This window comes from Cypionkella sp., from assembly GCF_036782355.1.
Lineage (GTDB): Bacteria > Pseudomonadota > Alphaproteobacteria > Rhodobacterales > Rhodobacteraceae > Cypionkella.
This window is the reverse complement of record NZ_DAIPZF010000001.1, coordinates 1-24983: the sequence shown is the minus strand read 5'-3', so window position 1 is coordinate 24983 and position 24983 is coordinate 1. Positions and strand designations below refer to the sequence as shown.

21 protein-coding genes and 1 pseudogene are annotated in these 24983 nt (G+C 57.2%); 8 read left to right on the top strand and 14 right to left on the bottom strand.

The features are described 5' to 3' along the window. Positions 1-3 precede the first annotated feature (3 nt). From flgK to V7Q10_RS00080, 7 genes are all read right to left on the bottom strand, one after another. Positions 4-1461, bottom strand: a complete 1458-nt coding sequence (flgK, locus tag V7Q10_RS00110; protein ID WP_333866992.1) for a flagellar hook-associated protein FlgK — start codon at positions 1459-1461, stop codon at positions 4-6. A gap of 9 nt (positions 1462-1470) precedes the next feature. Then, on the bottom strand, positions 1471-2775 hold the full coding sequence (locus V7Q10_RS00105; RefSeq protein ID WP_333866991.1) for a flagellar hook protein FlgE: 1305 nt from the start codon (positions 2773-2775) through the stop codon (positions 1471-1473). A 91-nt stretch (positions 2776-2866) separates the two neighbouring features. Beyond that, on the bottom strand, positions 2867-3706 hold the full coding sequence (locus V7Q10_RS00100; RefSeq protein WP_333866990.1) for a flagellar motor protein MotB: 840 nt from the start codon (positions 3704-3706) through the stop codon (positions 2867-2869). A gap of 104 nt (positions 3707-3810) precedes the next feature. After that, positions 3811-4992: an HlyD family efflux transporter periplasmic adaptor subunit gene (locus V7Q10_RS00095; RefSeq protein WP_333866989.1), complete on the bottom strand. Its 1182-nt coding sequence runs from the start codon at positions 4990-4992 to the stop codon at positions 3811-3813. After that, on the bottom strand, positions 4989-7334 hold the full coding sequence (locus V7Q10_RS00090) for an ATP-binding cassette domain-containing protein (protein WP_333866988.1): 2346 nt from the start codon (positions 7332-7334) through the stop codon (positions 4989-4991). The genes V7Q10_RS00095 and V7Q10_RS00090 overlap by 4 nt, the downstream gene beginning before the upstream one ends. Next, positions 7331-8656, bottom strand: coding sequence for a TolC family protein (locus V7Q10_RS00085; protein WP_333866987.1), 1326 nt, complete (start codon positions 8654-8656; stop codon positions 7331-7333). Before V7Q10_RS00085 ends, V7Q10_RS00090 begins: the two co-directional genes overlap by 4 nt. A 14-nt stretch (positions 8657-8670) precedes the next feature. After that, positions 8671-11736, bottom strand: coding sequence for an Ig-like domain-containing protein (locus V7Q10_RS00080; RefSeq protein WP_333866986.1), 3066 nt, complete (start codon positions 11734-11736; stop codon positions 8671-8673). 526 nt (positions 11737-12262) lie between these two features. Here V7Q10_RS00080 and cysD point away from each other — a divergent pair. Both cysD and cysN read left to right on the top strand, forming a co-directional pair. Further along, entirely contained in the window at positions 12263-13195 is a 933-nt protein-coding gene (gene cysD, locus V7Q10_RS00075; protein ID WP_333866985.1) for a sulfate adenylyltransferase subunit CysD, read from the top strand. Next, the gene (gene cysN, locus V7Q10_RS00070; RefSeq protein ID WP_333866984.1) at positions 13195-15111 is read left to right on the top strand and encodes a sulfate adenylyltransferase subunit CysN; all 1917 of its coding nucleotides are present in this window, start codon (positions 13195-13197) and stop codon (positions 15109-15111) included. Before cysD ends, cysN begins: the two co-directional genes overlap by 1 nt. A gap of 2 nt (positions 15112-15113) precedes the next feature. Here cysN and V7Q10_RS00065 read toward each other — a convergent pair whose 3' ends face one another. The 3 genes from V7Q10_RS00065 to V7Q10_RS00055 all read right to left on the bottom strand — a co-directional run bounded on the left by V7Q10_RS00065 (position 15114) and on the right by V7Q10_RS00055 (position 17956). Further along, entirely contained in the window at positions 15114-15989 is an 876-nt protein-coding gene (locus V7Q10_RS00065) for a DMT family transporter (RefSeq protein ID WP_333866983.1), read from the bottom strand. 64 nt (positions 15990-16053) lie between these two features. Further along, positions 16054-16341: an HU family DNA-binding protein gene (locus V7Q10_RS00060; protein WP_333866982.1), complete on the bottom strand. Its 288-nt coding sequence runs from the start codon at positions 16339-16341 to the stop codon at positions 16054-16056. 136 nt (positions 16342-16477) lie between these two features. After that, a complete protein-coding gene (locus V7Q10_RS00055; protein WP_333866981.1) occupies positions 16478-17956 on the bottom strand; it encodes an AMP nucleosidase in 1479 nt (492 codons plus the stop codon). A gap of 116 nt (positions 17957-18072) precedes the next feature. On the opposite strand from V7Q10_RS00055, the gene V7Q10_RS00050 reads away from it, so the two are divergent. Beyond that, positions 18073-18915, top strand: a complete 843-nt coding sequence (locus V7Q10_RS00050; RefSeq protein ID WP_333866980.1) for an SDR family oxidoreductase — start codon at positions 18073-18075, stop codon at positions 18913-18915. Here V7Q10_RS00050 and fliP read toward each other — a convergent pair. Genes fliP through fliF form a run of 4 tightly spaced genes read right to left on the bottom strand, consistent with a single transcriptional unit; the run spans position 18912 to position 22087 of the window. Then, positions 18912-19598 (bottom strand): flagellar type III secretion system pore protein FliP, encoded by a 687-nt coding sequence (gene fliP, locus V7Q10_RS00045; RefSeq protein ID WP_333867162.1) that lies wholly within the window; start codon positions 19596-19598, stop codon positions 18912-18914. The two genes, V7Q10_RS00050 and fliP, sit on opposite strands and share 4 nt — an antisense overlap. Positions 19599-19636: 38 nt before the next feature. After that, positions 19637-19906 (bottom strand): FliM/FliN family flagellar motor switch protein, encoded by a 270-nt coding sequence (locus V7Q10_RS00040; protein ID WP_333866979.1) that lies wholly within the window; start codon positions 19904-19906, stop codon positions 19637-19639. After that, the gene (locus V7Q10_RS00035; RefSeq protein WP_333866978.1) at positions 19899-20495 is read right to left on the bottom strand and encodes a flagellar biosynthesis protein; all 597 of its coding nucleotides are present in this window, start codon (positions 20493-20495) and stop codon (positions 19899-19901) included. The genes V7Q10_RS00040 and V7Q10_RS00035 overlap by 8 nt, the downstream gene beginning before the upstream one ends. After that, complete coding sequence (gene fliF, locus V7Q10_RS00030; RefSeq protein WP_333866977.1) at positions 20495-22087, bottom strand: flagellar basal-body MS-ring/collar protein FliF; 1593 nt, start codon at positions 22085-22087, stop codon at positions 20495-20497. Before fliF ends, V7Q10_RS00035 begins: the two co-directional genes overlap by 1 nt. Positions 22088-22204: 117 nt before the next feature. Here fliF and V7Q10_RS00025 point away from each other — a divergent pair, with 117 nt between their 5' ends. From V7Q10_RS00025 to V7Q10_RS00005, 5 genes and pseudogenes are all read left to right on the top strand, one after another. Further along, on the top strand, positions 22205-22687 hold the full coding sequence (locus V7Q10_RS00025) for a flagellar basal body-associated FliL family protein (protein ID WP_333866976.1): 483 nt from the start codon (positions 22205-22207) through the stop codon (positions 22685-22687). A 10-nt stretch (positions 22688-22697) separates the two neighbouring features. Further along, positions 22698-23087, top strand: coding sequence for a hypothetical protein (locus V7Q10_RS00020; protein WP_333866975.1), 390 nt, complete (start codon positions 22698-22700; stop codon positions 23085-23087). 287 nt (positions 23088-23374) lie between these two features. Next, positions 23375-23650, top strand: coding sequence for a MotE family protein (locus V7Q10_RS00015; protein WP_333866974.1), 276 nt, complete (start codon positions 23375-23377; stop codon positions 23648-23650). A 60-nt stretch (positions 23651-23710) separates the two neighbouring features. Beyond that, positions 23711-24580, top strand: a complete 870-nt coding sequence (gene motA, locus V7Q10_RS00010; protein ID WP_333866973.1) for a flagellar motor stator protein MotA — start codon at positions 23711-23713, stop codon at positions 24578-24580. Beyond that, a pseudogene (locus tag V7Q10_RS00005) lies at positions 24577-24983 on the top strand (hypothetical protein); the annotation flags it as partial. The gene motA and the pseudogene V7Q10_RS00005, both read left to right, overlap by 4 nt.

Here is a 24983-nt window from a genome sequence, read left to right as displayed (position 1 = left end):
TTTTCAAATCTCCAAAAGGCGCTGCAATAGATCGTTGACGACCGAAATTACCTTAGCGTTGGCGGTATAGGCTTTTTCGATCAACAACAGCGTTTGCATCTCGTGATCGGTATCGACGCCGCCCTGAAGCTCGAGGGTTTTTACCGTTTCAAGTTTGGCGGCGTTATAACTGGCGTCATTTTCGGCTGCGACGCGACCACTTGCGGCAAAAGAGGTCATATCGGTCGCTAGCGTCGCAAAACTACGGCTTGCGGCAGAGAAGCCGCCAGAGGCCGGCGTGCGCAGGCTCTCCAAAGCCGCTGAAAAACGATTGAATTGCGCGGCACTGCCAACCGGGCCAGGCGCCATCGCGCCAAGCCCATCGCGCAGCTTTGAAAGATCGCCGCCCTTAGTGGGATCAACCGAAGAATTCACGCTAAGGCGCTGCGCAAGGCCGACTTCGGCGCTGGGGTCAAAACCGCTGCCGGTATCGGTAAAGAGCCCTGGCGCGCTCAGGGGTAGGCTTGGGTCGGTAGCAGGATCGGCAAATCGGGTGATCAAATCGCGGGCGAGCGCGTCAAGATTGGCCTGGGCCGCTGGTGCAAGGCTGTCGCGTACCTGAAAGGCGGCCGCGAGCGTGCCGCCAGAAATAAGGCTGCTGTCCCCCGAGGTTGCAACAGAACGGTCGTCCAAGGTTAGGCCCGAAAGCGCCCCTGAAGCTTGGGTCATTCCAGCCACAACCACCCCGGCCGCGGTAAAGCCAAACTCTGCGGGCTTACCATCTAAAATGATAGCACCACCAGTGGTGAACAAGGCAACCCCGCCATAACTTCGGGGCACTTCGCGCAGTGGCACAATCGAGGCAATACTATCAATGGCGCGCTGGCGCTGATCCATCAAAGCAGAGACATCGCGGCCATTGACCAGGCCAACGCCGATATCACCGTTGAACTGCGCCACCTGATTCAGAGTGATGTTCAACAAGCTCACCTGATCGGAAATCTGACCATCCGCATCCGCACGGGCAGATTGAATTGCCGTCGCCGCGCTAGAGATTTGTTGCGTCAAAGCGGTAGCAGATTGCAATACTCCGATCAGGCGCGTGTCTGCATCCGGACGCGATGCGGCCTCTTGCAAGCTTGTTGAGAACCCTGCTACCCGCGAGACGAGCGAACCTTCTGACCCAACACTGCCAAGCGCCGTCTCCAAGCGAGTCATGAAATCGACCACAGTCGAGCTGGCGCTGCTGCCCGCCTGTGCGACCCTGCGATCGGCAATGACGGCGAGATCCGCCTGTCGCAGCACACCGTCGACCTTTACGCCCTGCCCAGATTGGCCCACGACCCGCGCAGAGGTTTGCAGTTCGCGGCGCGCGTAGCCTTCGGTCATCGCATTCGCGACATTGGAGGAAATCAGCTCTGCCGCGCGCGCGGCCGCATTCAGCCCAGACAGGGCGGAATTCAGGCTGCCTGTGAGTGACATCTACGCCTCCTATCGCTTGATACTATTGGTTTCTTGCAGCATTTCATCCACCGCCTGAATAACCTTGGCATTCGAGGAATAGGCGCGCTGAGTTTGAATAAGTTGCACCAATTCGGTTGCCACATCGACGGAGGATTCCTCACGCGTGAAGCCTAACATATTGCCTGTTGGTCCTTCTCCGGCATTCCAAAGATAGATCGGGCCCGATTCGACGGAAAGCCGATAGCCCTGATTGTCGGTGGCAAGCAGGCCGTTTGGGTTCGGCACATCGACAACTGGAATTTGGTACAGCCGCCGCGTAAAGCCTTGATCGTAGATCGCATAAAGATTGCCAGATTCATCTACCGTCATCGAGCTAAGACTGGCAACCGGCGTGCCGTTTTTCCCGATTGAGACCGGCGTAAAGCCGGTCGAAAGTTGGGTCGTGCCATCAATCTGGCCAATCTTACCAACATTCAGATTGATTGTGCCCCCTGCAACCGGCACATCCATGCCGCCGGTGGCCGGATCATAGGCCGCGCCAAAAAGCGTTGTTACATTCAGCAAAGTGCCGCCCGCAACCTGACTGGAATTAAACTCAAGCCGGTAACTGCCAACAATCGCGTCAGCTTGCGCGCCATCGCGCACGGTCATGTTCCAAGCGTTCGATGCCCCCGCAACAGGCACCTCGGGCGTGTATTCAAAGTTTAACGATTCGGACTCGCCCAAATTGGCAAAATATTCGACACCAATCGCAAGAGGATCACCGCTGGCGCCTGCGGTCGACTGAGCGGAAGGCAAGTTCACGGCCAGCGAAATAGAGGTCGTTGGGTTGGCAACATATTGATTGGAACCAACCTCTACTGGGACCAGCGAAGCCAAAGTATCCCGCGCGAAGGCGTTGTTGTCATCCAGCAAAGAGGCGGGCCAACCCATTAGGACTTGCCCTGTTGCCGTGCGCAAAACGCCATCAGAATCTGGACGAAACGAGCCCGTTGTGATCAGCGAAATTGGAAAGCTGGCGGTTGGATCGTTTAGCGATGTGACATCGGTGACGGCCAAAAACCCACGGCCGTCGATGGCAAGATCTGTGGCATTGGTCGTATTGATCAGCGGGCCCTGCATATCGACCATGCGCATATTCGTGGCGCGCACCCCCCCCGCCACATAGGATGAATTGGAGTTGCCGGTCATCACCAGCGACTGAAAATCTGTCTGGGCGCGTTTGTACCCATAGGTGCCAGAATTGGCGATATTATCAGAAATAGTCGCCAGCTTACTCGCGTTAGAGCTTAACCCTGAAACGCCAGCATTCAGCGAAGATGAAATTGTCATGAAATGCGCCCTTCTGCAGCGTCGACCTATCTTTTGCCAACTCTGCATGATGCGCCTTAAGATCTGCCTAACAGCTCAAATTTGAACCATCTCATCTGAACTTCCGCAGCAAAATCACCTCGAGCCGATTGTTGCGCACCGCCGTCGGGTCTTGAGTCGCGGGTTTTCTATCGGCATTTCCACTGATGCGCGCCACGCGGTCAAATGGGGTTTTATTGGCTTCAAGCATCTGCCGCATTGCCTGCGCCCTTGCGGTAGAAAGCTCCCAATTTGGGTTATCTTTCAGCGTGATAGGCAAAGTTCGAACATAGCCGTTTACAGCAATCTGGTTTTGCGCCAGCCCAAAAACCTCAGACAACAAGGCTGCGATTTTCAGGGTTTGGTCGCGCGGATTAGCCGTGCCTTCTTCAAACAACGGATCGTCAGGCACATCAAAAATTTCGACAACCAAACCTTCGTCTGTAACCCTGCTGATGACATGACTGAGCAGCCGCTTCATCGTCATGCTTTCGCCGCCCTGCGCAGTCAGCGCGGTTTTTACCTGATCGAGGACTTTTTGTTCTGCCACGCCCGCCGAGGTTTGCGGCCCGGTTTCGCTGCGACCACGGTCTTCCTTGCTGGGCTGATTACCAGTCGCCCCCGTGCCCGTCTGAGCAAGCGCGCCTTCGACAAACAGAGAATCCCCGCTAAACATATCCTTGCCACCACCCGAAACCCGCGACACCGCGATGGTCGGGTTAAAATAATCTGCAATGCCTTTGCGTTGCTTTTCCGTCGTCGCGTTTAACAGCCACATCAGCATAAAAAAGGCCATCATGGCCGTCACAAAGTCAGCATAGGCCACTTTCCACGCCCCACCGTGATGGCCGCCACCCTTGATGACTTTTTTACGCTTGATGATGACTGGCGCGACATCTGATTGCCCAGCCATTCACTCACCCATTTATCAAACACCCAAGCTCAGGTGTAACCGATCTCGGTGCATAAGGGGTTAAGTGGCGGGATTTTAGGGAAATGCCTTATATTTGCCGGAATTCAACGCTCGCGCAGGGCGAGGCTGGATTTATACAAAGGCTTGGTCAGATAGGTCAGAATGGTCTTGCCGCCGGTTTCCAGCTCGACATCGGCCTGCATCCCAGGTCGAATTTCCAGACCGCGCTGACGCTCGGTGAACTGGCTGCGATCCACCGCAAGCGTGACTTTGTAATGCGGATCGCCATCGGGACTGCGCGACCGCTCGTCTTTAAACGTATCGGCGGAAATGAACGTCACCTTGGCCTTTAGAGTGCCATAAATCGTGTAATCATAAGCCGTTAGCTTTACTGTCGCCTTCAGCCCCTGATGCAGCGAAGCGATGTCGCGCGGCTTTACACGCGCCTCGATGAACAGATCGCCGTCGACGGGGATCAGTTCCATAATCTCTTCGCCCGAGCGCACAACGCCGCCAATCGTGGTGATCGACAGCTTGTTCACAATGCCGCGCATCGGTGCCACCAAAGTCGTGCGCGACAGCTGGTCTTGCGCCAGTTTCAGCTTTTGCCGCAGCTGCGCCAGATCGCTTTCCACCTTCGAAAAATCGGTGGCGCGTTCCATCTTGGTGGTGGTCTGCGCCTCGGCCAATTTGCTTTGCGCATCGGAATAGGCCTTGCGGGCGCGGGTGACCTCGATCAGCGGCGCGATGTCTTGCTTGTACATTTTTTCCAGCAAATCGCGCTCTTGCGAGGCTTGGTCCAGCACCGCTTTGGCACCTTCGACCCGCGCAGCGTAATCGCTAAGTCGCGCCGCCAGCAGCGCTTTTTCCGAAGCCACCACTTCGGGCACCCGCCCCGCAATTACCGGGGGCGCATCAAAGCCTGCCTCGCCGTTGATTTCGGCATCAAGCCGCATCCGGCGAATTTCCAACGTAGCGATTTGGTCGGAATAATCATCCACCGCTGCCTGATACTGGGTGCCATACAGCCGCGCCAAGGTTTGCCCCGGCTGCACCAGATCGCCTTCGGCCACGTTCAGCTCGGCCAGAATGCCGCCTTCTAGGTTTTGAATGATTTGCGGGCGCGACGAAGACACCACCTCGCCCTGCGCATGCACAATCTCGTCCAGCCAAGCGAAAGAGGCCCAAAGCAGAAACACCACCGCGACGCCCGCGATCATCCATATGGTGCGGCTGGGGCCGCGCTGTTTTTCGGCAAAGGCCTCGTCAAAGCTTGCGATGCTCATCTTGCAGCCCCTGCCCCAAGCTGGATTGTCAGCGGCTGTGCCGCGCGCGGCAGTTGCGGCGCAGAGGCTTGATTGACCGGCGCGGACCCAGCGATCAACATCTGGCCATTGGCAGCCGCAACAGCAGCAATCGCGGCAGGGGCCTCATGCGCCTTGTTCAGATGCGCCAGCACAGCTTCGCGCGGACCATCAACAACCAGTCTGCCGTTTTGAAAAATTACCACGCGGTTGGTCAATTGCAGGATCGGCACGCGGTGGGTGGCAATAATCGCGGTGCGGCCTTGCAGCCAAGTTTGCAAACGGCTGACAAGGGTGTTTTCAAGCGTCTGGTCCAAGGCGGCGGTGGGTTCATCCAAAATCGCTACCGAAGGGTTTTGCAGCCACAGCCGCGCCCAGCCAATGCTTTGCCGCTGGCCCACTGACAGGCCTTCGCCCATCTCTTTGATCTCCAGATCCAAGCCCCGTGGATGGTTGCGCACAAAGGGGCCAAGCCCAGAAAAATCAAGCGCTTGGAACAGGCGTTCGTCGTCGCGCTCCAGTTGCGTCATGTTCAGATTGTCACGCAAGCTGCCCGCAAACAGCCGCACCTCTTGGCCCAGATAGCCGATGCCTCGGCGTAGATCGCGCGGATGCACCTGTGCCAGATCAACGCCATCGATCAGCACACGGCCAGCGGTAGGATCATAAAGCCCCGCCAAAATCCGCAGGAAGGTGGATTTGCCCGAGCCATTGGTGCCCAGAACGGCAATGTGCTGACCCGCGGGAATTGATAGGCCGTTGATCTCGACAGTGGGGGCCGATTTCGGGTCATAGCGAAACTCTAGATTGCGAATTTCAAACGCGCCCGTCAGCTTTTCGCGGCGCAGATAGCTGCGGCCGGCCTCATTTGATTGATTGGATTTCGCAATCGCTTCCAAGCCATTCAGCGCAGATTTGACGTTGGTCCATTTCGACAGGGTCGATGCCAAGGCGGCCAAAGGCCCAAGCGTGCGGCCTGTCAGAATGCCGATGGCGATGATGGTGCCCACAGTGAAATCACCGGCAAACACCAGATAGGCCCCCGCAACCACCGCCAGAATATAGGTGCCCTGCTGCACCGCTTGCGCCCAATAGCCCAAAAGCGCTGTCAGATGCCGCTGATCTGAAGATTTCACCACCGAAAGCGTCGAAAGCTCGGACCAGATCCGTTTGACACGGTCTTCCCCGCGCTGGGTGGTGACGGTTTCTGCCTCGAATATCGCTTCATACAGCAGACGGGCGGCGCGGGTGCTTGCGCCTTGGGTCTCGGCGGTCAGCGCCACCATTTTCTTTTGGAATAGAAAGCCGGGTGCGACCATCAGTACGCCACCAATCACCAAAATCCACACCAGATTGCCCCCAATCGAGGCGACAAGAGCAAGGAAAATCAGAATAAACGGCAGATCAGCAAGGGTGCCTATGGTGCTGGCGGTGAAAAACTCGCGCACCGAGGAAAACTCACGCATGGCGGCAAACAGGCTTGAAGGGCTGCGCTGGCCGGGGCCGTGCTTCATGCCCAACAGTTTTTCCATCAGCCGCGATTGCACCGACAGCTCGATCCGCTTGCCGGTCACATCCATCAGGCTCGAGCGTGCCAGTTTCAGCGCCGCTTCCATCAAAATCGCCAGCATCGCACCCAGCGCCAGCACCCAAAGCGTGGGTTCAGACTGATAGGGGATGACGCGGTCATAGACCTGCATCGAAAACAACGACACCGCCACAGCCAGCAAATTGGCCACCAAAGACCCCGCCGCCACTTCCATCAACTGGCGTTTATAGCGCGGGAATTCACCCCAGAACCAATGCGGTTCGGGTTTGTTTTCGATATGGCGGCTGGCCAATTCGCTGATCGTGGTCTTGGCCCTCAGCATGCGTCCGGTATAAACTTGGGCGAAATCGGCAAAGCTGACCTCGGCGCGCATATGCTCTACCGAGGTATCATAGACCTCAACTCCGTCTTCGGTTTGCCCCAAAACCAGCACGATCTGGCCCGAAGACATCTCGGTAAGCGCCGGCCAGTGATCTGCCGTTGGAGCAGTGATCTGATCGACCGAAGCGGTCATGCCCAAGGCGCGCAGGGCGTGGGCAACCTCATCAATCCCAAGCCTGCCGCTGCTGGCCGCAAGCTGGATATTTTCCAGCAGATCAGGCACCGCAAGTTCAGTGCCAATTAGCCCAGCATAAACCGAGGCAAGCTGCGCGCGCGACAAAGCGCGGTTGCTGTGGCGAGGGCGAGAGGCGCGGGCGCTGGGAGCAGGGCGCGTTGCAGCGGCGCCCGAGCGGCCTGCATTCATATCGAAAGCTACGACGCGGTCATCATTCACAGGCTTGCTCCATCAACCAATTCACCCCTATCGCGGGCGATTTCCAGCTCGGTCAGTGCGATATCATAGGCCAATGCGGTCTGATCGCGCTGAAGCCGCGCATAGGCGTCGTATTGGCCAACCAGTTCCAAAAGACTGCGGCGGCCAACTTTGTATTGCGTGGTAAAAAGCTCTAGGTTGCCGGCGGTTTGGCGTAGCACCTCTGCGCCCTGCGCCTGCCGCGAGGCCAGAGACGCCCTTTTTTGTTCAAGCGTCACGCTGCGGCGGTTTGCGGCCTCGGCGGCTTCGGCGGTCTGACGCGCCACGACATCGCTGGTTTGGCGCAGCGCCTCCATATCGGATTTCGCTCCGGGATTAAGCATCCCCATGCCGGTCAAGCGCAGCGCAGGAGCGGCCCCATCGCCGCCGATCCCTGTTGAGGCCGCAAGGCCAAATTTCATATTCGCCAATTGCAGATCAGCTTGCGCCAGATCCCGCGCGCCCTCACCCCGCGCCCGCAGAACCGTCAAGGGCTCCAAGTTGGCCGTGGAAATCCGATCAAGGCCGCGCAGACCTGTCAACGGCTGACCCGCAATCACAGCCAACTCTGCCAAGGCTGCATCGGCCGCGCGGCGGTCTGCGCTGACGGTGGCCTGCATCTCGGCAATGTGCTGGTCGATCACGCGCTGCTCGGACAGATCAGAGATGCCGCCTGCGACCCGTTTTTGCATGATCACTGAAAAATCGGCCAGTTTGGCCGCCGCTTGCTCTGACACCACCGCCTGCGCCTTGGCGCGTTCTGCCGTCACATAATTCGACAGCCCGTCATAAACCCGCTGGTTCATTGCAATCGATAGGTCTACGGCGGCAACCTCGACATCTGCGGCGGCAAAGGCACGCTGCGCTTTGCGGCCACCGTTATCAAACAGCGCCTGATCCAACAGCAGACTTGTCGCCAGCCCGCCCAAAGAGGTCAGGCTAACGCTGGGACCGATCGAGGGCAGCCAGTTTTTCGCGCGCGCCTTGGCCTTCAGCTGGGCGACGCGCAGCTCTGCCTGCCCCGCCCCCGCACTTGCTGCAACAACTGCCCCGGCCACTTGCGCATAGGGACCACCCGAGGGCAGCACCGACCGGCGCGCCTGCAAATCCGCAATCAGCGCCGAGCTTTGCCCCGAAGCCGCAAGGTTTTGTGCCGCAGTGCCTTTCGGCTGCGCAACCACCGCAGCCGGCTTGGTCAGAGGGTTCCCCCCCGCCATGCAGGCTGACAGCAGCATCAGCGCCGCCAGTGCCGGACCACGGCTGCGAACCGCAGTCCAGGTTGCAAAAGTGCAGAGCCTTGGCATCTTCAAATATCCGATCACACGCCGGTATGGTTGACGATAATATCCGAGTCGATCAGCACGCTGGCCCCAGCCGTACCCAGATTATAGAGGTTATAGCTTTCTCCGTTGATGATCTGGCTTGAATGGGCATCGGTTGCACCAACCAAGTTGACATGGTCATCGCCTGCACCCGAAATCGTCATCGACTTGTCTGGGCCTGTCAGCGCATTTACCTGCGCTTCGGTCAGGGTCAATGTCGCATGCGAGGCGGTCAGGTTGATGGTGCCAAAGTCGAAATGATCCAGACCCGCGCGCGATAGATCGACCGTAGTCTCGCCCGTGGTCGAGCGGATATAGAGCGTGCTGGATTCATTGCCCGCGGCGTCTTGACTGCTGACCACCAGATAGCTGCCATCAGGCACAGGGCTATTGTCAAAATAGCTCCGCGTGATCTGCTTGGATGATCCGTTGATATCAGCAGTGCCATTCAAAGTCCCCGAAGGTGTGATGTCGATCACTGTGCCAGTGGCTGCAACCATATGGAAGGTGGTGATATCTGGCGTGGTTTCGGTGACGATCCCCGTGATCTGGTTGCCGCCGCCCTCGTCGCGGATAATCCAAGGGTCGTTTGGCGCAACAGTGTCAAAGGCAAAGTTTTGGTCGTAATGCGCAACGTTTCCGGCCAAATCGGTGGCGGTCACGGTGACACTGCGGCTTGCGCCACTGCCCTGCCCCGTTGGCAAATGCGCGGTGTCAAAGGTGACAGACCAATTGCCCGAAGCATCCGCAGTGGTCTGCAAATCAATCCCATTTTGCATATGCACCACGACCTGCGCGCCCACCTCGGCCGTACCTGCCACAACCAAGCCATCCACGGCTTCGGTTGCGTTCAAGATGCCGTCGCCCGCCAAAGGCGCAGCCGGCTTTTGGAAATTGCTTACCTGCGTATCAACCAAAACGCTGGAGGTAATCGGCGCCGAGACGTTGCCATAGCTGTCGGTTGCCACGGCGGTGATCTGCATCGAATGCATCTCGCCTGCGGTAATCTCGCCTGGGGCGAAGGTATAGCTCCAGGCCCCATTGCTGACGGTGGCCTGATGCTCTGCGCCATTGCCAAGCTTGACCATGACAGTCGAGCCCGCTTCGACCGTGCCGCCCACTTTCAGCCCGCCCAGCGCTTCGGCGGCGTTCAGAACCGCGTCAGCTTTTATAGAACTGGTATTGGTCAATGTCTGAGCGAAATTGCTAACCAAAGTGTCAACCTGCACTGGCGAGGTGACGGTGGCCGAGCGATTGCCATAGGCATCGGTCGCATAGGCCGAAATCGCCATGCTGTGCAGATCGCCCGGGGTCACCTCCGAGGCAGGGAAGGTATAGCTCCAATTGCCGTTGCTGACGGTGGCCTGATGCTCGACGCCATTGCCCAGCTTGACCATAACAACCGAACCGGCTTCTACAGTACCGCCGATCCGCAGGCCACCTTGGGCTTCGGCCGCATTTAATACGCTATCGGCTTTAACAGAGCTGGTATCGGTCAGAGTCTGGGCAAAATTGCTGACCAGCGTATCGACCTGGACCGTCGAGGCGATGGTGTTCGACACGTTGCCATAGGCATCCGTGGCATAGGCGCTGATTGGCATTGTGTGCAAATCACCTGTGGTGATTTCGTTTGCGGCGAAAGTATAGCTCCAGCTGCCGTTCGACACGTTGGCGGCGTGATAGCTGCCATCGCCCAGCTTGACCATCACGCTCGAGCCTGCCTCAACCGTGCCGCTGATTTTCAAACCCAGCTGCTGTTCGGCACCATTCAAAACCATATCGGCCTTGATCGCACTCGTATCGGTATTGGTCAGAGCAAAGTTGCTGACCAAAGTATCCACCTTGATCGGCGAGACAATGGGCGGAGACACATTGCCATATTTATCCGTCGCAATCGCGGTCAGCTGCATATTGTGCAGATCGCCAGGTGTGATTTCACTTGCGGCGAAAGTATAGCTCCAGCTGCCATCGGTCACGGTCGCGGCATAGGTGCTGCCGTTGTCCAGTTTCACCTGAACCGTAGAGCCCGGCTCGACAAGACCACCAACGGTTAGACCTTGTGCCGATTCCGCGGCGTTCAGCACCCCGTCCGAGCCTGCACTGCTTGCGCTATGGGTGAAGGGCTGCACCACCGTATCAACCACCAGCGTATCATTTGCCGAAACTTTGTTACCGGCGCTGTCGGTCGCGGTCACAACGACAGGAATTTCATACTGGCCAGGGTTCACCTGAGTGGTCGGGAAGGTCACAGTCCAAGTGCCATCTGCACCCGCTGTGGTCGACTGGGTGTTGCCATTGACCAAAACATCAATCTTGGCGCCCGGTTCGCTGGTGCCGCCAATCTGTACCCCATTCTGATAGGCCACCCCCGTCTCGACATGCGAAACGGTCTTGGTGCCTTGGTCAATCGCCACAACCGGAGGCGTGGTGTCGGCGGGTTCACCAGAATTGGTGCCACCCGTACCACCTGTACTTGTCGTGCCCGTGCTGGTCTCGCCTGTGCCGCCTGTAACCGTATCGGTGCCACCCCCGCCAGAGACGCCAGCGCCCAGCACCGCCAGACCGCCCGCCGCAGCCGCAGCCGTGCCAACTCCACCAAAGCCACCCAAAAGCCCCGGAATAAACGGAGCCATGCCTGCCGGTTCGTTGGCCGCAAAGGCGGTATCCACGACCGTGTCGGCGGTCGTAAAGCGCAGATCGTCCAGCGGGCTCCACTTATCCCAGCCGCTCACCGGGCCATAATCGGCAAACAACACGCCGTCGCCGCTTGGCTGTACCAAAACTTCGGTCATCTCGCCATCAGCAGAAATATACAGGTGGTTCTCTTGCCCCGGTACTGCATTGAAATAATTGCTCAACACGACCATCCGGCCATCTGCCAGCCGGATCAGCAGATCGCCGCCCTGCTGTTCATAGGCCACAATGGATGTCTTTGAGAGGTTCAGCGATATGCTATCGCCAGCACCGATCTGGATGAAGTTGCCCTGCGTATCGCCTGCGACACTGCCATGCTGCTTTGCGCCCGCAAAATCGCGGACGGCGAAATCAATCGCCTGAACCATTGTACTACTCCGCCTCAAAAACCCAAGCTTTAGCGCCTGGAGTGTTATTAGCCCCATTTTTGAGGCCTATTGCCTTCATCAATACTTTGATCTGGACACAATTTCTAGTCCTTTGATTGAATTTTATATACTTTAGGGACTTATTGATCTCAATTTCGCCACAAAAGCGCGACTTTCGCTACAAAAGCGCAACAGTCGGCGGGGAAATAGCTGACATTTTAGGGGAAATTGCGCGATCTAGAGGCAGATCAGCCCAGCCTTGGCGACAAAACCACTAAGTCTTGCGGTGGCACCCAGCTTTCTCAACGTTTTGACTGTTGCGCAAAGAACCAACCGCGCGCAAATCTGCGGCAAGCCCGCACAGTTTTCCAACCAAAGCTGCCCAAGCCGAACAATCGCCGCAGATTTGTCGCAATCCTCAGCCCTATATCCCGAAATTCATCCCGCGCCAAAGATAGCGCGGTCTCCCCTTGGCTCCTGATCCGAAATTTGCCAAATAAGACGCGTAAGAAAAAAGGATTTTATGATGACAGGCACGCCCGCCGCAGCACCGCTCTCGCAAAACACGCTGACCCATTTGCAGCGGTTGGAAGCGGAAAGCATCCACATCATGCGCGAGGTCGTGGCCAATGCCGAAAATCCGGTGATGCTTTATTCTGTGGGCAAAGATTCGGCCTGCATGCTGCATCTGGCCAAGAAAGCCTTTTATCCGGCACCGCCGCCGTTTCCCTTGCTGCATGTCGACACCACTTGGAAATTCAAGGCGATGTATGACTTGCGCGAAAAAGCCGCGCGCGATGCCGGCATGGATTTGATCGTGCACCAAAACCCCGAAGCCATGGAAAAAGGCATCAACCCCTTTGACCACGGCAGCCTACACACCGATATGTGGAAGACCGAGGGGCTGAAACAGGCGCTGACCAAGTATAACTTTGACGTCGCCTTTGGTGGTGCGCGCCGTGACGAAGAAAAGTCGCGTGCCAAAGAGCGGATCTTTTCCTTCCGCTCGGCCAATCACCGTTGGGACCCAAAAAGCCAGCGTCCCGAGCTTTGGCGGCTTTACAACACCCGCAAGGCCAAGTCCGAATCCATCCGCGCCTTTCCGCTGTCGAACTGGACCGAGCTGGATATCTGGCAATACATCCATCTGGAAGGCATCGAGATCGTGCCGCTGTATTTCTCGGCTCCGCGCCCTGTGGTGGAACGCAACGGCATGGTGCTGATGGTGGATGACGACCGCTTTCCGCTTGCGCCGGGCGAAGTGCCGCAGATGAAGTCGATCCGCTTTCGCACGCTGGGCTGCTATCCACTGACCGGCGCGGTGGAAAGCACCGCCGCCACCCTGCCCGAGATCATTCAGGAAATGCTGCTGACCACTACATCTGAACGTCAGGGCCGCGCGATTGACCACGATCAAGCCGCCTCGATGGAGAAAAAGAAACAAGAGGGGTATTTCTGATGACCAATCCAGCCCAAGACCCCGTTTACATCGCCGAAGACCTGATCGCCGAGGACATCGACGCCTATCTGCTGAAACATCAGCACAAAACCATGCTGCGCTTTATCACCTGCGGGTCGGTGGATGACGGCAAATCGACGCTGATTGGCCGACTGCTTTACGACAGCAAGATGATCTTCGAAGACCAGCTTGCCAGTCTGGAACATGACAGCAAAGCCCATGGCACCCAAGGTCAGAACATCGACTTTGCCTTGCTGGTTGACGGGCTTGCCGCAGAGCGCGAGCAGGGCATCACCATTGACGTCGCCTATCGGTTTTTCGCCACCGACAAGCGCAAGTTCATCGTCGCCGATACCCCCGGCCACGAGCAATATACCCGCAATATGGTCACAGGCGCCTCGACCGCCGATCTGGCGGTGATCTTGATCGACGCCCGCCAAGGGGTGTTGACCCAGACCCGGCGGCATTCGTATCTGGTGCAACTGCTTGGCATTCGCAACGTGGTTTTGGCGGTGAACAAGATGGATCTGGTCGGCTATAGCCAAGACCGTTTTGACCAGATCGTCAGCGAATATGCGCAGTTTGCCGAACAGCTTGGCATGACGGCTTTCTTGCCAATCCCGATCTCGGGTCTGGCGGGGGATAATATCGTCACCCCAAGCGCCAATATGGGCTGGTATCAGGGGCCCACCCTGCTGGGCCATCTGGAGGAGGCGCCGATCAATGTGGCGCGCATGGCGGATGAAGCCTTTCGCATGGCGGTGCAATGGGTGAACCGGCCTAATCTGGATTTCCGCGGCTTTGCGGGGCAGATCGGGTCAGGTGCGGTGCAACCCGGTGATGCCATTCGGGTGCTGCCTTCGGGCAAGACCACCACGGTGAAATCCATCGTCACCTATGGCGGCACTCTGGATCGCGCCGTTGCAGGGCAGTCGATCACCCTGACCTTTGCCGATGAAATCGACTGCTCGCGCGGCGATGTGATCGTGCGCGCCGATGCGCCTTGCGAGGTGGCCGACCAGTTCGAGGCGACCTTGGTCTGGATGGACGAGCACGAGATGCTGCCTGGCCGCCCCTATCTGTTGAAGATCGGCACCCAGACCCTGACCGCCACCGTCACCGAGCCGAAATACGAGGTGAACATCAACACGCTGGAACATCTGCCGTCGCGGACCTTGGCGCTGAATGCGATTGGCGTCGTCAATATCTCGACCGACCGCGCAGTGCCGTTTGAATCCTATGCCAAGAACCCCGATCTGGGGGGCTTTATCCTGATCGACCGGATGACCAATGCGACCGTGGCCGCTGGCATGGTGCATTTTGCACTGCGCCGCAGTCAGAACATCCATTGGCAGGCCTTGGATATTGACCGTGCGGCGCATGCCTCGATCAAGAACCAAAAGGCCAAGGTGGTTTGGTTTACCGGCCTCTCGGGTTCTGGCAAATCGACGATCGCCAATATTGTTGAGAAGAAACTGCATGCGATGGGCAAGCATACCTTCCTGCTTGACGGCGACAACGTCCGCCACGGGTTGAACCGCGACCTTGGCTTTACCGATGCCGACCGCGTGGAAAACATCCGCCGCGTCGGCGAGGTGGCCAAGCTGATGTCGGATGCCGGGCTGATCGTGCTGACCGCCTTTATCTCGCCCTTCCGCGCCGAGCGGCAGATGGTGCGCGAGATCATGGCCGAGGGCGAGTTCATGGAGGTTTATGTCGACACCCCGCTAGAGGTTGCCGAAGATCGCGACGTCAAAGGCCTTTATAAAAAGGCCCGCGCTGGCAATCTGAAGAACTTTACCGGCATCGACAGCCCTTACGAGGCGCCAGAGGCCCCCGAGATCACGGTCAACACCGTCGCCCTCACCGCAGAAGACGCGGCAGAGCAGATCATCGCGGCGCTGCTGGCCAGCTAAGATCAGGCGGCGGGGGTTTTCAGGCGGGCAAGTTGCACCGCCAAAATCCCCGCCGCTGCGATAGCCACGCCGATCATATCGGTTAGATGGATCTTTTCGCCCAACAAAAGTGCGGCGATCAGCACACCAAAAAACGGGTTCATAAAGTGGAAGGCCGAGGCTTTTACCGCGCCAACCCGCCCGACCAGCGTGAACCACAACAGCGTGGCCGCCAGCCCCGGAATCAGAATCTGATAGGCAAAGGCCGCCAAAAACCGCGGGCTGATCTGCGCAGTCAAAGGCTCGCTGACCCCAGCGACCAACGCCAGCACCACCGAGCCCACCAGCATCTGCAAGCCGACCACCATCAACAGATTGCCGCCAGATGTCGCACCCCGCATCGTCAGCGTCGCCACCGCCAGCGCCAAGGCCCCACCGATGCAGAGCAAAATGCCAATCGGATCAGCGCCACCCGAAAGCCTGCTGCCCATGATCAAAGCCACGCCCGAAAACCCAGCCAAAAGACCCAAAAGCCCAAGATTCGAGACTTTTTCGCCGCGCATGACCCAGCCAAGCAGCGCCACGATCAACGGCATGGTCGAGGCGATAATCGCAGCCAAAGACGCTTCGGTGCCCTGCAGCGCGATAAAGTTAAAGCCCAGATAAATCGCGTTCTGGCACAGACCAAAAACGATCACCGAGCGCGCCTGCCCGGGCGTCAGCCGCCAGCTTTGGCCCAGCGCCCGCGCGACCACCACAGCCAGCAGTCCCGAAATCAAAAACCGCATCGACAAAGCCGCCAAAGGCGGGGCAGCGGCCACAATAATCCGCGCCGTGGCAAAGGCCGACGACCACATCAACGAAAACGTCAGCCCCATCGCGATTGCGCGCAGATCCATGCCAGCCCCCATGTAAAAAGGGCCGCCAAATCGGCGACCCTTTCCGAAACCCTTCAGCGCAAACTTATGCGTTGACGATGTCTTTCAAAGCCTTAGCGATGGCGAATTTCACCTGCTTGTCAGCTGGCTTGGTCATGGTTTCGCCGGTTGCTGGGTTACGCACTTGACGCTCTGGACGGGCCTTGCAAGCCACTTTGCCCAAACCTGGCAGGGTCACTGCGCCGCCAGCGGAAACTTCGCGCGACACCACAGCTGCGATCGCGTCCAAAGCAGCGGTTGCAGTTTTCTTGTCGGAATCCATCGCATCGGCAAGAGCTGCAACAAGCTGGGTTTTGGTCATCGGTTTGTTCATTTTGTTCATCCCTTGGTTCCGACCCGCTGATTTTTGTGCGGGCCTTATTTGCCTGTCAGGCGGATAAAGTGGCTTTTCACGCTTTCGCGGTCCAAGGCAAGCTCTTTTTGGCCGAGAATAAGGTGTTTTTGCGATTTTACAGGAAGGCTGTTTCCTCGAAACTACGCAACTTGCGGCTGTGAATTCGCTCTATCGGCATATCACGCAGCTTCTCCATCGCGCGAATACCAATTTCAAGGTGACGCGAGACCTGAGTCTTGTAGAATTCAGACGCCATTCCAGGCAGCTTCAACTCGCCATGCAAGGGCTTGTCCGAAACGCAAAGCAATGTGCCATAGGGCACGCGAAACCGAAAGCCATTCGCCGCAATCGTCGCACTTTCCATATCCAAAGCAATCGCGCGCGATTGGCTTAGACGCCGGACCGGGCCAGATTTATCGCGCAACTCCCAGTTGCGGTTGTCAATTGTCGCCACCGTGCCCGTTCGCATGATGCGCTTCAGCTCGTAGCCCTCCAATTTCGTCACCTCTGCCACGGCTTCTTGCAGCGCGATCTGGATCTCGGCCAGCGCTGGGATTGGCACCCAGATCGGCAGATCGTCGTCCAGCACATGGTCTTCGCGCAGATAAGCATGGGCCAAACAGAAATCGCCCAAAGACTGGCTGTTGCGCAGGCCGGCGCAATGGCCAACCATAAGCCAAGCATGCGGGCGCAGCACGGCAATATGGTCGGTTGCGGTTTTTGCATTCGACGGCCCGACGCCAATATTCACCAAGGTAATGCCGTTTCCGTCGGGGCGTTTCAGATGATAGGTCGGCATTTGCGGGGTTTTGGCATGCGGATTGATCACGCCATCCGGGCGGGTAATCTCTTGATTTCCCGTCGCAACAAAGCTGGTGTAGCCCTGCGCGGGGTCGGCCAAGGCGGCCCGCGCAATCGCCTCGAACTCTTCGACATAAAATTGATAGTTGGTAAACAGCACATGATTCTGGAAATGCACCGCATCGGTCGCGGTGTAATGCGACAGCCGCGCCAGGCTGTAATCAACCCGCTGCGCGGTAAAGGGCGCCAGCGGCTGCGAGCCATCGGCGTTATGGGTTAGGGTGCCGTTGACAATATCATCATTCGTGGTGGCCAAATCGGGCACATCAAAAACATCACGCAGGCTGAACTCCAGCACGCCTTCCTGCGGCACCGAAACCGCAGGGTTGCCCGCAACCGCGAAATGCACCGGAATAGGCGTGTCAGAGACGCCAATCTGCACTGGAACCTTGTGGTTCTGCATCAAAAGATCCAGTTGTTGAATCAGATAGTTACGAAACAAATCTGGGCGGGTGATCGTGGTTGCATAGACGCCGGGGCTGGCAACATGGCCAAAGGCAAGACGGCTGTCGGTCTTGACATGGCTGGTCACCAAAAGCCTGATCTCGGGATAGCAGGCGCGGATGCGGGTTGCGGGCCGGCTGCCGGTTACCGCCGCACTGAAATGGGCGGATAAAAACCGCGTGGCTTCGGCATAAATCGCCTCCAGCCGGTCAACCGCAGCTGCGGCATCGGTGAAAATTTCTGATTTTGGTTGATCTGGGGTGCGGATGACCGCTTGTTCGTCGTTCATATGCTTTGCTTCTCGATTTTGATCGGCCATCTAAGGGCGAAACTCACGATTTCGCAAGTGAAGTCTTGATGACAGCGCAAAAGCTGTCAGATCTAAGGCGGCTGAAGGAGCGCGCGATGAAAACACTGCTGGTCTTGGGATATGGCTATTCTGCGGCCGCTTTGGCTGCGCGGCTGTTGCCGCAGGGTTGGACGGTGCTTGGCACCACCCGCGATGCAGCCAAGCTGGATGAAATCCGCGCCCAAGGTGTGGAGCCGCTGCTTTGGCCCTGCGAGCTGCGCGAAGCCTGCCAGCGCGCCAGCCACATTCTGGCCAGCGCCGCCCCGAATGAAGCGGGCGATCCCTTTTTGCAGGCAGCGAGCAGGGCGATTGCGAGCTCGGGCGCCTCATGGCTGGGATATCTTTCAACCACGGCGGTTTATGGCGATCACAATGGCGCTTGGGTGGATGAAGACACGCCAACGACACCACAATCTCAGCGCGCTATCCTGCGGGTTTTGGCCGAAATGCAATGGCTGGCACTTGATCGGCCTGCACATATCTTTCGGCTTGCCGGCATTTATGGCCCCGGACGCGGGCCTTTCAAAAAGGTTCGTGATGGTACTGCGCGCCGTATTATCAAACCAGGTCAAGTGTTTAGCCGTATTCATGTTGATGATATCGCCCAAACATTGCAAGCCTCGATGGCCCGCCCAGATGCAGGCAGAATTTATAATCTTTGCGACAACGACCCTGCGCCCCCCGAAGATGTCATCGGCCATGCTGCGCAGCTGTTGGGTCTGCCGGTGCCGCCTGAGGTTGCCTATGACCGCGCCGAGATGAGCCCGATGGCCCGCAGCTTTTACGGTGAATCGAAAAAAGTCAGCAATCAACGAATGCGGCAAGAGCTTGGGCTTGAGCTGATTTACCCGACTTATCGCGAAGGCTTGGCGGCCTTGCTTGCCGCTGAGGAAAGCTAGGAGTAACTTCGCACCAAGGCGCCGGCCACCAAGCTCCAGCCATTCGCTGCAACAAAAAAGGCAAGTTTGAACGGCAGCGACACCACAGCTGGCGGTACCATCATCATGCCCATCGACATCAAAACGGCGGCGACCACCAAATCAATGATCAAAAACGGCAGGAAGATCAGAAAGCCAATCTCAAAAGCGCGCTGAATCTCTGAGAGGATAAACGAGGGCACCAAAAGCGAAAGCGGTGCGTCAATCGGCGCAACCTCAACCACCACAGGCCGCAGATTCTGCATCGCGGTAAAGGTATCACCATCCAGCCGTGCGGCCATAAAACCTCTAAAAGGCGAAACAATCAGAGGGATCGCCTGCTGAATATCAATAGTACCCGCATTCAGGGGCTGCACGCCCTTCACCCAAGCCTCGGTGAACACCGGGTCCATCACAAACCAGGTCAGAAACAGCGCAAGACTGACAATCAGCATATTGGGCGGTGCCTGCTGAAGCCCGATTGCTTGCCGCAAAATTGATAAAACCGTCACGATAAAGGGGAAGCAGGTCACCATAACGGCGATCCCCGGCGCAAGGCTCAGGAGAGTCATCACCGCCAACACCTGAATCGAGCGCGCCGGGAGCGATCCGCCGTCGCCAAGGTCGAGGGAAAGACTTTGCGAGATGGCAGGAGAGGCCATCATCGCAAAAATGACCCCGATCAGGACCAGATAGAAATATTTCAAAGCCCGCCCCGCAGATTGGCGACCTCGGTCAGGCGCACGGCAAGCTGACCAGTGGCATCGCCTTCAACCTCTTGCAACTCGCCTCGCGCGATCAACCTATCGCCGACATAAAGCTCGACCGGGTCGTCAACGCGGCGGTCCAATGTCAGCACCGCATCGCGTGAGAGACGCAGCAAATCGCGCACCAAAGGTCGGGCTTTGCCGACCGAAATCGTCACCTCGATTGGCACTTGGCCAAAAGGGTTGGCGTCGGATAATTCATCCATAAGTCCGTTCCTTTTCTGGAAGATCAAAGAATCCGCGCACCGCAGCCGAAATATCTTTCGTGGCACGATCAAGGTTGATCTGAGTTTCGATGGCGCCCAAGCGCAGATAGACCTGCCCCTCGCTCAGACTGGGTTCTTCCATCACCGTAATGGGCAAACCCGCGGCCTGTTCCAAGACCGGCTCAATCGCGGGTCGTGCCGAAGGGCTGATCACAAGCGTGATTGGCACCTCGGCCATTTGTTCGGCCAGTGGCAGCAAGATGTGCAAAATCGTTGGAGACAGGACATCTTGGGCAAGTGTTGGCAAAAGCTTATCAACGACTTCTCGCAAAAGTGGCTCGATCGCGCGCAAAACATGGTCGCGCGCCTCGTGATAGGTAAAGCTAAGGCCTTGCAGATTGCGCGCCAGATCGGCGCGGATCTGCGTCTGTTCATCCGACTGCGCGGCCATAGCATCCTCCCAGCCCGCCGCATAGCCTGCCTCATAGGAGGCAAGCTTGGTTTCTTCTAAGGCAAGCGTGTCGAGAACAACGGTACGGCTGCTACCCTCTTCCACCTCGATTTCAAAAACTTCAAGTTTCAGCATCATCACTGAACCTCTTCTTCCTGTTCCATCCATCCGCGCAGAATTTCGACAGACTCGCTTTGCCGCTCCTCAATCAGGCGGCGCAATCGACTAACCGGATCGCTGTCGTCCTCTTCACCGCCAAGCCCCCCTGAAACCATCGGAAGCGGCGGCAAAAAACCATCATCAATTTCACCATTCAGCACCGGCCCACTCGACAAATCACCAAATTCGGGCAGCGAAAACGGGCTACTGTCATCAGGCAGTGCCGCCCGCGTATTTGCTGTTAGGATCGGGCGGATCACGAAAAGCCCCAAAACCAAAGCGACCAAGGCAAGCACTGCGGTTTGCACCAGAGTCATAATATCAATCATGCCAAAGCTGAACATGCTGGCCTGCGCCATCTCGCCGACGGCAACAGGCAGAGGTTCAAAAACCATCGATTTTAACGTCAAGATATCGCCGCGTGCGCTATCAAGCCCGGCGGCCGAGGTCACCAGCTCGCGTAAGACCGTCAGTTCAGCCTCGGGCCGCGGCTCATTTGTGACGGTGCCATCGGCGGCCGTAACCGCCGCGCCATCCACCAAAACGGCAATCGAAATTTTGCGCACAGCCCCGGGTGATTTGATCAATTCGCGATTGGTTTCAGAGACTTCGTAATTCACCCGCTCGCGCGTTTCAGAGGTTTCATTTTTACCGCCGCCGTTCTGGGCGGTATTATTGGGCAAATTCGAGGCGACGGTGACATCCTGACCACCTTGCGTACTCGAGCCGCTTTGCTGAGTGTTATCGGTTGAAATCGCAACACGCGCCTGCGGGTCAAAACGGCGCTCTTTGATCGATTCAGCGTCCGTGACCACATCGACGGCCACCTCGACAACCGCTTTCCCCGCGCCGACTCGCGCTGACAAAAGCCTTTCAACATTCTGCTTAATCTCAGCCGCTTTGCTGTCAGCAGTCACATTTGGCGCAGAAATATCGGTGTCAGAGGGTATAAGCCCTGCAACAGAGTCAATCACCGAGACCTCCTCCGGCGTCATGCCTGGAACCGAAGCCGCAAGCAGATGCCGCAACGCCTTGGCCTGCAAAGGCGCTAAATTGCCGCCAACCGAAGTGATCGTCACGCTCGCACTGGGCTGCACCGCGCGCTGAAAAGGTTGGTTGGGTGCTTGAGCAATGTGGACCCGCGCGGCGCGAATCTGCGGATTCGCCAAAATGGTACGCGCAAGCTCTCCCTCTTTGGCCCGCCAATAGGCCGCATCAAACATTTGCGCTGTGGTGCCAAATCCCGAGAGCGAATCAAGCAGTTCGTATCCCATGCCAGAATTCTTCGGAAGCCCCTCCGCCGCAAGCGTCATTCGCAACGAATCACGCTGGTTTGCTTCCACAAAAATGGCCTCTCCCCGCACCTCATATTTGGCCGCACGCGCATCCAAAGCCGCAATCACATCACCTGCGGCCGAACTGTCTAAGCCGGCATAAAGCAAGGACATTTCGGAATTTCCGGCTATGCGCGACATGCCAAAAACCGTCATGAAAACCGCAAGCGTCGCCCCAAGAACAATGAAACGTTTGCGGCCATCAAGGCCCAGCCATATCTGCAACAAATTCTGCACGCTCAGTCTCCATATTCGGGCTTCTGCCCCTAGAAACCAGTTTTGGCGGATTGGCCTTAACAATCGGTTAGTGACCAGCGGTCTATGTTTGCAAAGCGAACAAGAACGGAGGGCCAGGTGGCAGAAGACGCAGAACCACAGGATGTGGCACCCAAAAAATCATCGAAAAAGCCCTTGTTGATTGGGCTTATCTTGGCAATTTTGCTCGGCGCTGGCGGGTTTTACGCAACATGGTCTGGGCTGATTCTGGGCCAAAAGGAAGCGCACGCCGTCGAGGAGCATCCCGTCGATTCTTTGCCAGCCATTGCCTTTGTGCCGTTGGACCCTTTGGTGATTTCCTTAGGGTCGGATCGGGAAAGTCGCCATTTGAAATTCACCGCGCAGCTAGAGGTAAATGCCGCCTATGCTGACGATGTCACACATTTGAAACCTAGAATTTTAGATGTTTTGAACGGCTATTTGCGTGCGCTCGATGTTGCAGAATTTGATGATTCCACAGCTTTGGTCCGGATGAGAGCGCAGCTTTTGCGCAGGATCCAGATTGTCACCGGAAACGGCCGCGTGCGCGATTTTCTGGTGACCGAATTTGTTTTGAATTGAGGAACGGATCATGGTGCTCATTGCAGATGTTCTTATGGCGGCGGGGTCTTTCGGGGCGGCGATTTACTGTTACGTCCTGTCGGGACGGCTCAAGAAATTCACCACACTCGAAAGTGGGATGGGCAGCGCAATCGCGGTCTTGTCTGCGCAGGTTGATGACATGACGCGCGCGCTGGAACAGGCGCGGACTGCGGCGACGGGCTCGGCTGAGGGGTTGCAATCGCTCACCGCACGCGCCGAGGCGGGCGCGGCGCGGCTAGAACTCTTACTGGCGGCATTGCACGATCTGCCCGACGCCAAAGCGCCTGTCGCCGAGGCGCCAGACACGACAGAGCAAGATCGGCGATTGCGTGTCGTTCGAAGGCGCGCGCAACGGCCTGGTCTGGAGGCCGCAGAATGAAAAAGCCACGCAGCAGCAGCGGACGCGGTTCGCTCTTAATTGTTTCGCTCTTTCTGGCCACATCAGGCGCCCTGCGCCTTGGTGCGGGCTTTGGCGCGGCACTGGCCAATTCAGAGATAAAACCAGCAGAGCCACCAGCGGAGCAAACCTGTAGCGAGACACCCTCTGCCCTTGCCGAGGCGCTGCGCAGCAAAGAACAAGGACTCGCAGCGCGCGAAAAGGCGCTTGCAGACCGAATTGCAGCCCTGGCCCTGTCCGAGGCTGCGATCGCAAAACGCATAGAGGAGATGACAGCTGTTGAAGATGAGTTGAAAAAGACCTTGCAGATGGCAGATGGCGCGGCAGAACAAGACCTTGCGCGTCTGACCGCCGTTTATGAGGCGATGAAACCATCCGATGCGGCAAAGGTCTTTTCAAAAATGGCCCCGGAATTTGCCGCGGGTTTCCTTGGCCGGATGAACCCGGGTGCTGCGGCCGCTGTTTTAGCTGGCATGCCCGCGGACGAGGCCTATTCGATCTCAGTGCTTATCGCAGGACGAAATGCCTTGGTCCCGAAAAACTAGGGTCAGCCTTTCTTAACTCCTCTCGACGATACTGATCAAGCAACAGCGCAGGACTTTAGAATGTTTGGAATTGTCGGGATTGTCGTGATCCTCGTGATGGTTTTTGGTGGATTTGTCATTCACGGCGGCAATCTTGCTCCGATTTTTGAAGCGCTGCCATTCGAGATGATTATGATCGGCGGCGCGGCCGTAGGGGCGTTTCTTGTCTCGAATGATCTTGCCGCTGTCAAACATACCGCGAAAGATGTTGGCAAGGTGTTTAAGGGCCCAAAGTGGAAACCAAACGACTATCTTGATCTGCTGTGCCTGCTGTTTGAATTGATTAGAATTTCGCGGTCCAATCCCGTCGGATTGGAAGAACATATTGAAAATCCGAATGAATCTTCAATCTTTGGGAAATATCCAAAAATTCAGCATGATCACGAAACGGTTGAGCTGATCGCAGATACCTTTCGCGCGGCTTCGATGAACTACGACGACCCGCATCAGGTCGAAGAGGTGCTCGACAAACGCGTTGAAGCGTCACTGACCCATGCGCTGCACTCCAGCCATGCGCTGCAATCGATGGCGGACGCCCTACCGGCCCTCGGCATTGTCGCCGCTGTTCTTGGGGTAATTAAAACCATGGGCTCGTTGGACAAACCGCCCGAAATTCTTGGCCAAATGATCGGTTCTGCGCTCGTTGGTACCTTTTTGGGCGTGTTTCTGGCCTATGGTATTATGGGCCCCTTTGCCGCACGGGTAAAAACGGTTGTCGAAGATGATGGCCATTTCTACCAGCTTGTACGCGAGGTTCTTGTCGCCAATCTTCATCGCCATGCACCGAATATCTGTATCGAGGTGGGTCGCCAAAACACACCGCACCACGTTCGGCCAAGCTTCTCACAAATCGAAGAGGCCCTTCGGGCACTCAAACAGGATGTGGCATGATACGGATCGCTTTATGCCTTTGGCTGGCTTGTGCGGCGCAAGCCTTCGCAGCACCAGTCCAAGTGAAAGCTGGGGAACATAACGGCTTTACCCGCATCGTGGTCGACTATGGCAAAGCAGTGCAATGGCAAATGGGCCGAACTGACGACGGCTACGAATTGCGGATAGAGGGCGATCAACCTGAATATGATTTTACGGACAGTTTTAAGATCATTGGCACCAGTCGGCTGGTGTCACTTTGGGCCGATCAACCTGCTGGTGCGATGAGAATGGGCGTAGCCTGTCAGTGTCACGCAATTCCCTTCGAGTTTCGGGAAGGGATCATTGTGATTGATCTGCGAAATGGCCCTCTTCCGAAAGGCTCTTCCTTTGAAGACCCTCTGCCCACTTTGCCCACTAAAGC

Bases quoted from the DNA above. Each gene is read 5' to 3' on its own strand.
- V7Q10_RS00105 (WP_333866991.1), bottom strand. From the start codon at position 2,775: ATGACAATTTCATCTTCGCTGAATGCTGGCGTTTCAGGGTTAAGCTCT.
- V7Q10_RS00035 (WP_333866978.1), bottom strand. From the start codon at position 20,495: ATGATGCTGAAACTTGAAGTTTTTGAAATCGAGGTGGAAGAGGGTAGC.
- cysD (WP_333866985.1), top strand. From the start codon at position 12,263: ATGACAGGCACGCCCGCCGCAGCACCGCTCTCGCAAAACACGCTGACC.
- cysN (WP_333866984.1), top strand. From the start codon at position 13,195: ATGACCAATCCAGCCCAAGACCCCGTTTACATCGCCGAAGACCTGATC.
- V7Q10_RS00100 (WP_333866990.1), bottom strand. From the start codon at position 3,706: ATGGCTGGGCAATCAGATGTCGCGCCAGTCATCATCAAGCGTAAAAAA.
- V7Q10_RS00015 (WP_333866974.1), top strand. From the start codon at position 23,375: ATGACAGCTGTTGAAGATGAGTTGAAAAAGACCTTGCAGATGGCAGAT.
- V7Q10_RS00055 (WP_333866981.1), bottom strand. From the start codon at position 17,956: ATGAACGACGAACAAGCGGTCATCCGCACCCCAGATCAACCAAAATCA.
- flgK (WP_333866992.1), bottom strand. From the start codon at position 1,461: ATGTCACTCACAGGCAGCCTGAATTCCGCCCTGTCTGGGCTGAATGCG.
- fliP (WP_333867162.1), bottom strand. From the start codon at position 19,598: ATGATGGCCTCTCCTGCCATCTCGCAAAGTCTTTCCCTCGACCTTGGC.
- V7Q10_RS00085 (WP_333866987.1), bottom strand. From the start codon at position 8,656: ATGCCAAGGCTCTGCACTTTTGCAACCTGGACTGCGGTTCGCAGCCGT.
- V7Q10_RS00050 (WP_333866980.1), top strand. From the start codon at position 18,073: ATGAAAACACTGCTGGTCTTGGGATATGGCTATTCTGCGGCCGCTTTG.
- V7Q10_RS00040 (WP_333866979.1), bottom strand. From the start codon at position 19,906: ATGGATGAATTATCCGACGCCAACCCTTTTGGCCAAGTGCCAATCGAG.
- V7Q10_RS00020 (WP_333866975.1), top strand. From the start codon at position 22,698: ATGGTGCTCATTGCAGATGTTCTTATGGCGGCGGGGTCTTTCGGGGCG.
- V7Q10_RS00065 (WP_333866983.1), bottom strand. From the start codon at position 15,989: ATGGATCTGCGCGCAATCGCGATGGGGCTGACGTTTTCGTTGATGTGG.
- motA (WP_333866973.1), top strand. From the start codon at position 23,711: ATGTTTGGAATTGTCGGGATTGTCGTGATCCTCGTGATGGTTTTTGGT.
- V7Q10_RS00095 (WP_333866989.1), bottom strand. From the start codon at position 4,992: ATGAGCATCGCAAGCTTTGACGAGGCCTTTGCCGAAAAACAGCGCGGC.
- V7Q10_RS00060 (WP_333866982.1), bottom strand. From the start codon at position 16,341: ATGAACAAACCGATGACCAAAACCCAGCTTGTTGCAGCTCTTGCCGAT.
- V7Q10_RS00080 (WP_333866986.1), bottom strand. From the start codon at position 11,736: ATGGTTCAGGCGATTGATTTCGCCGTCCGCGATTTTGCGGGCGCAAAG.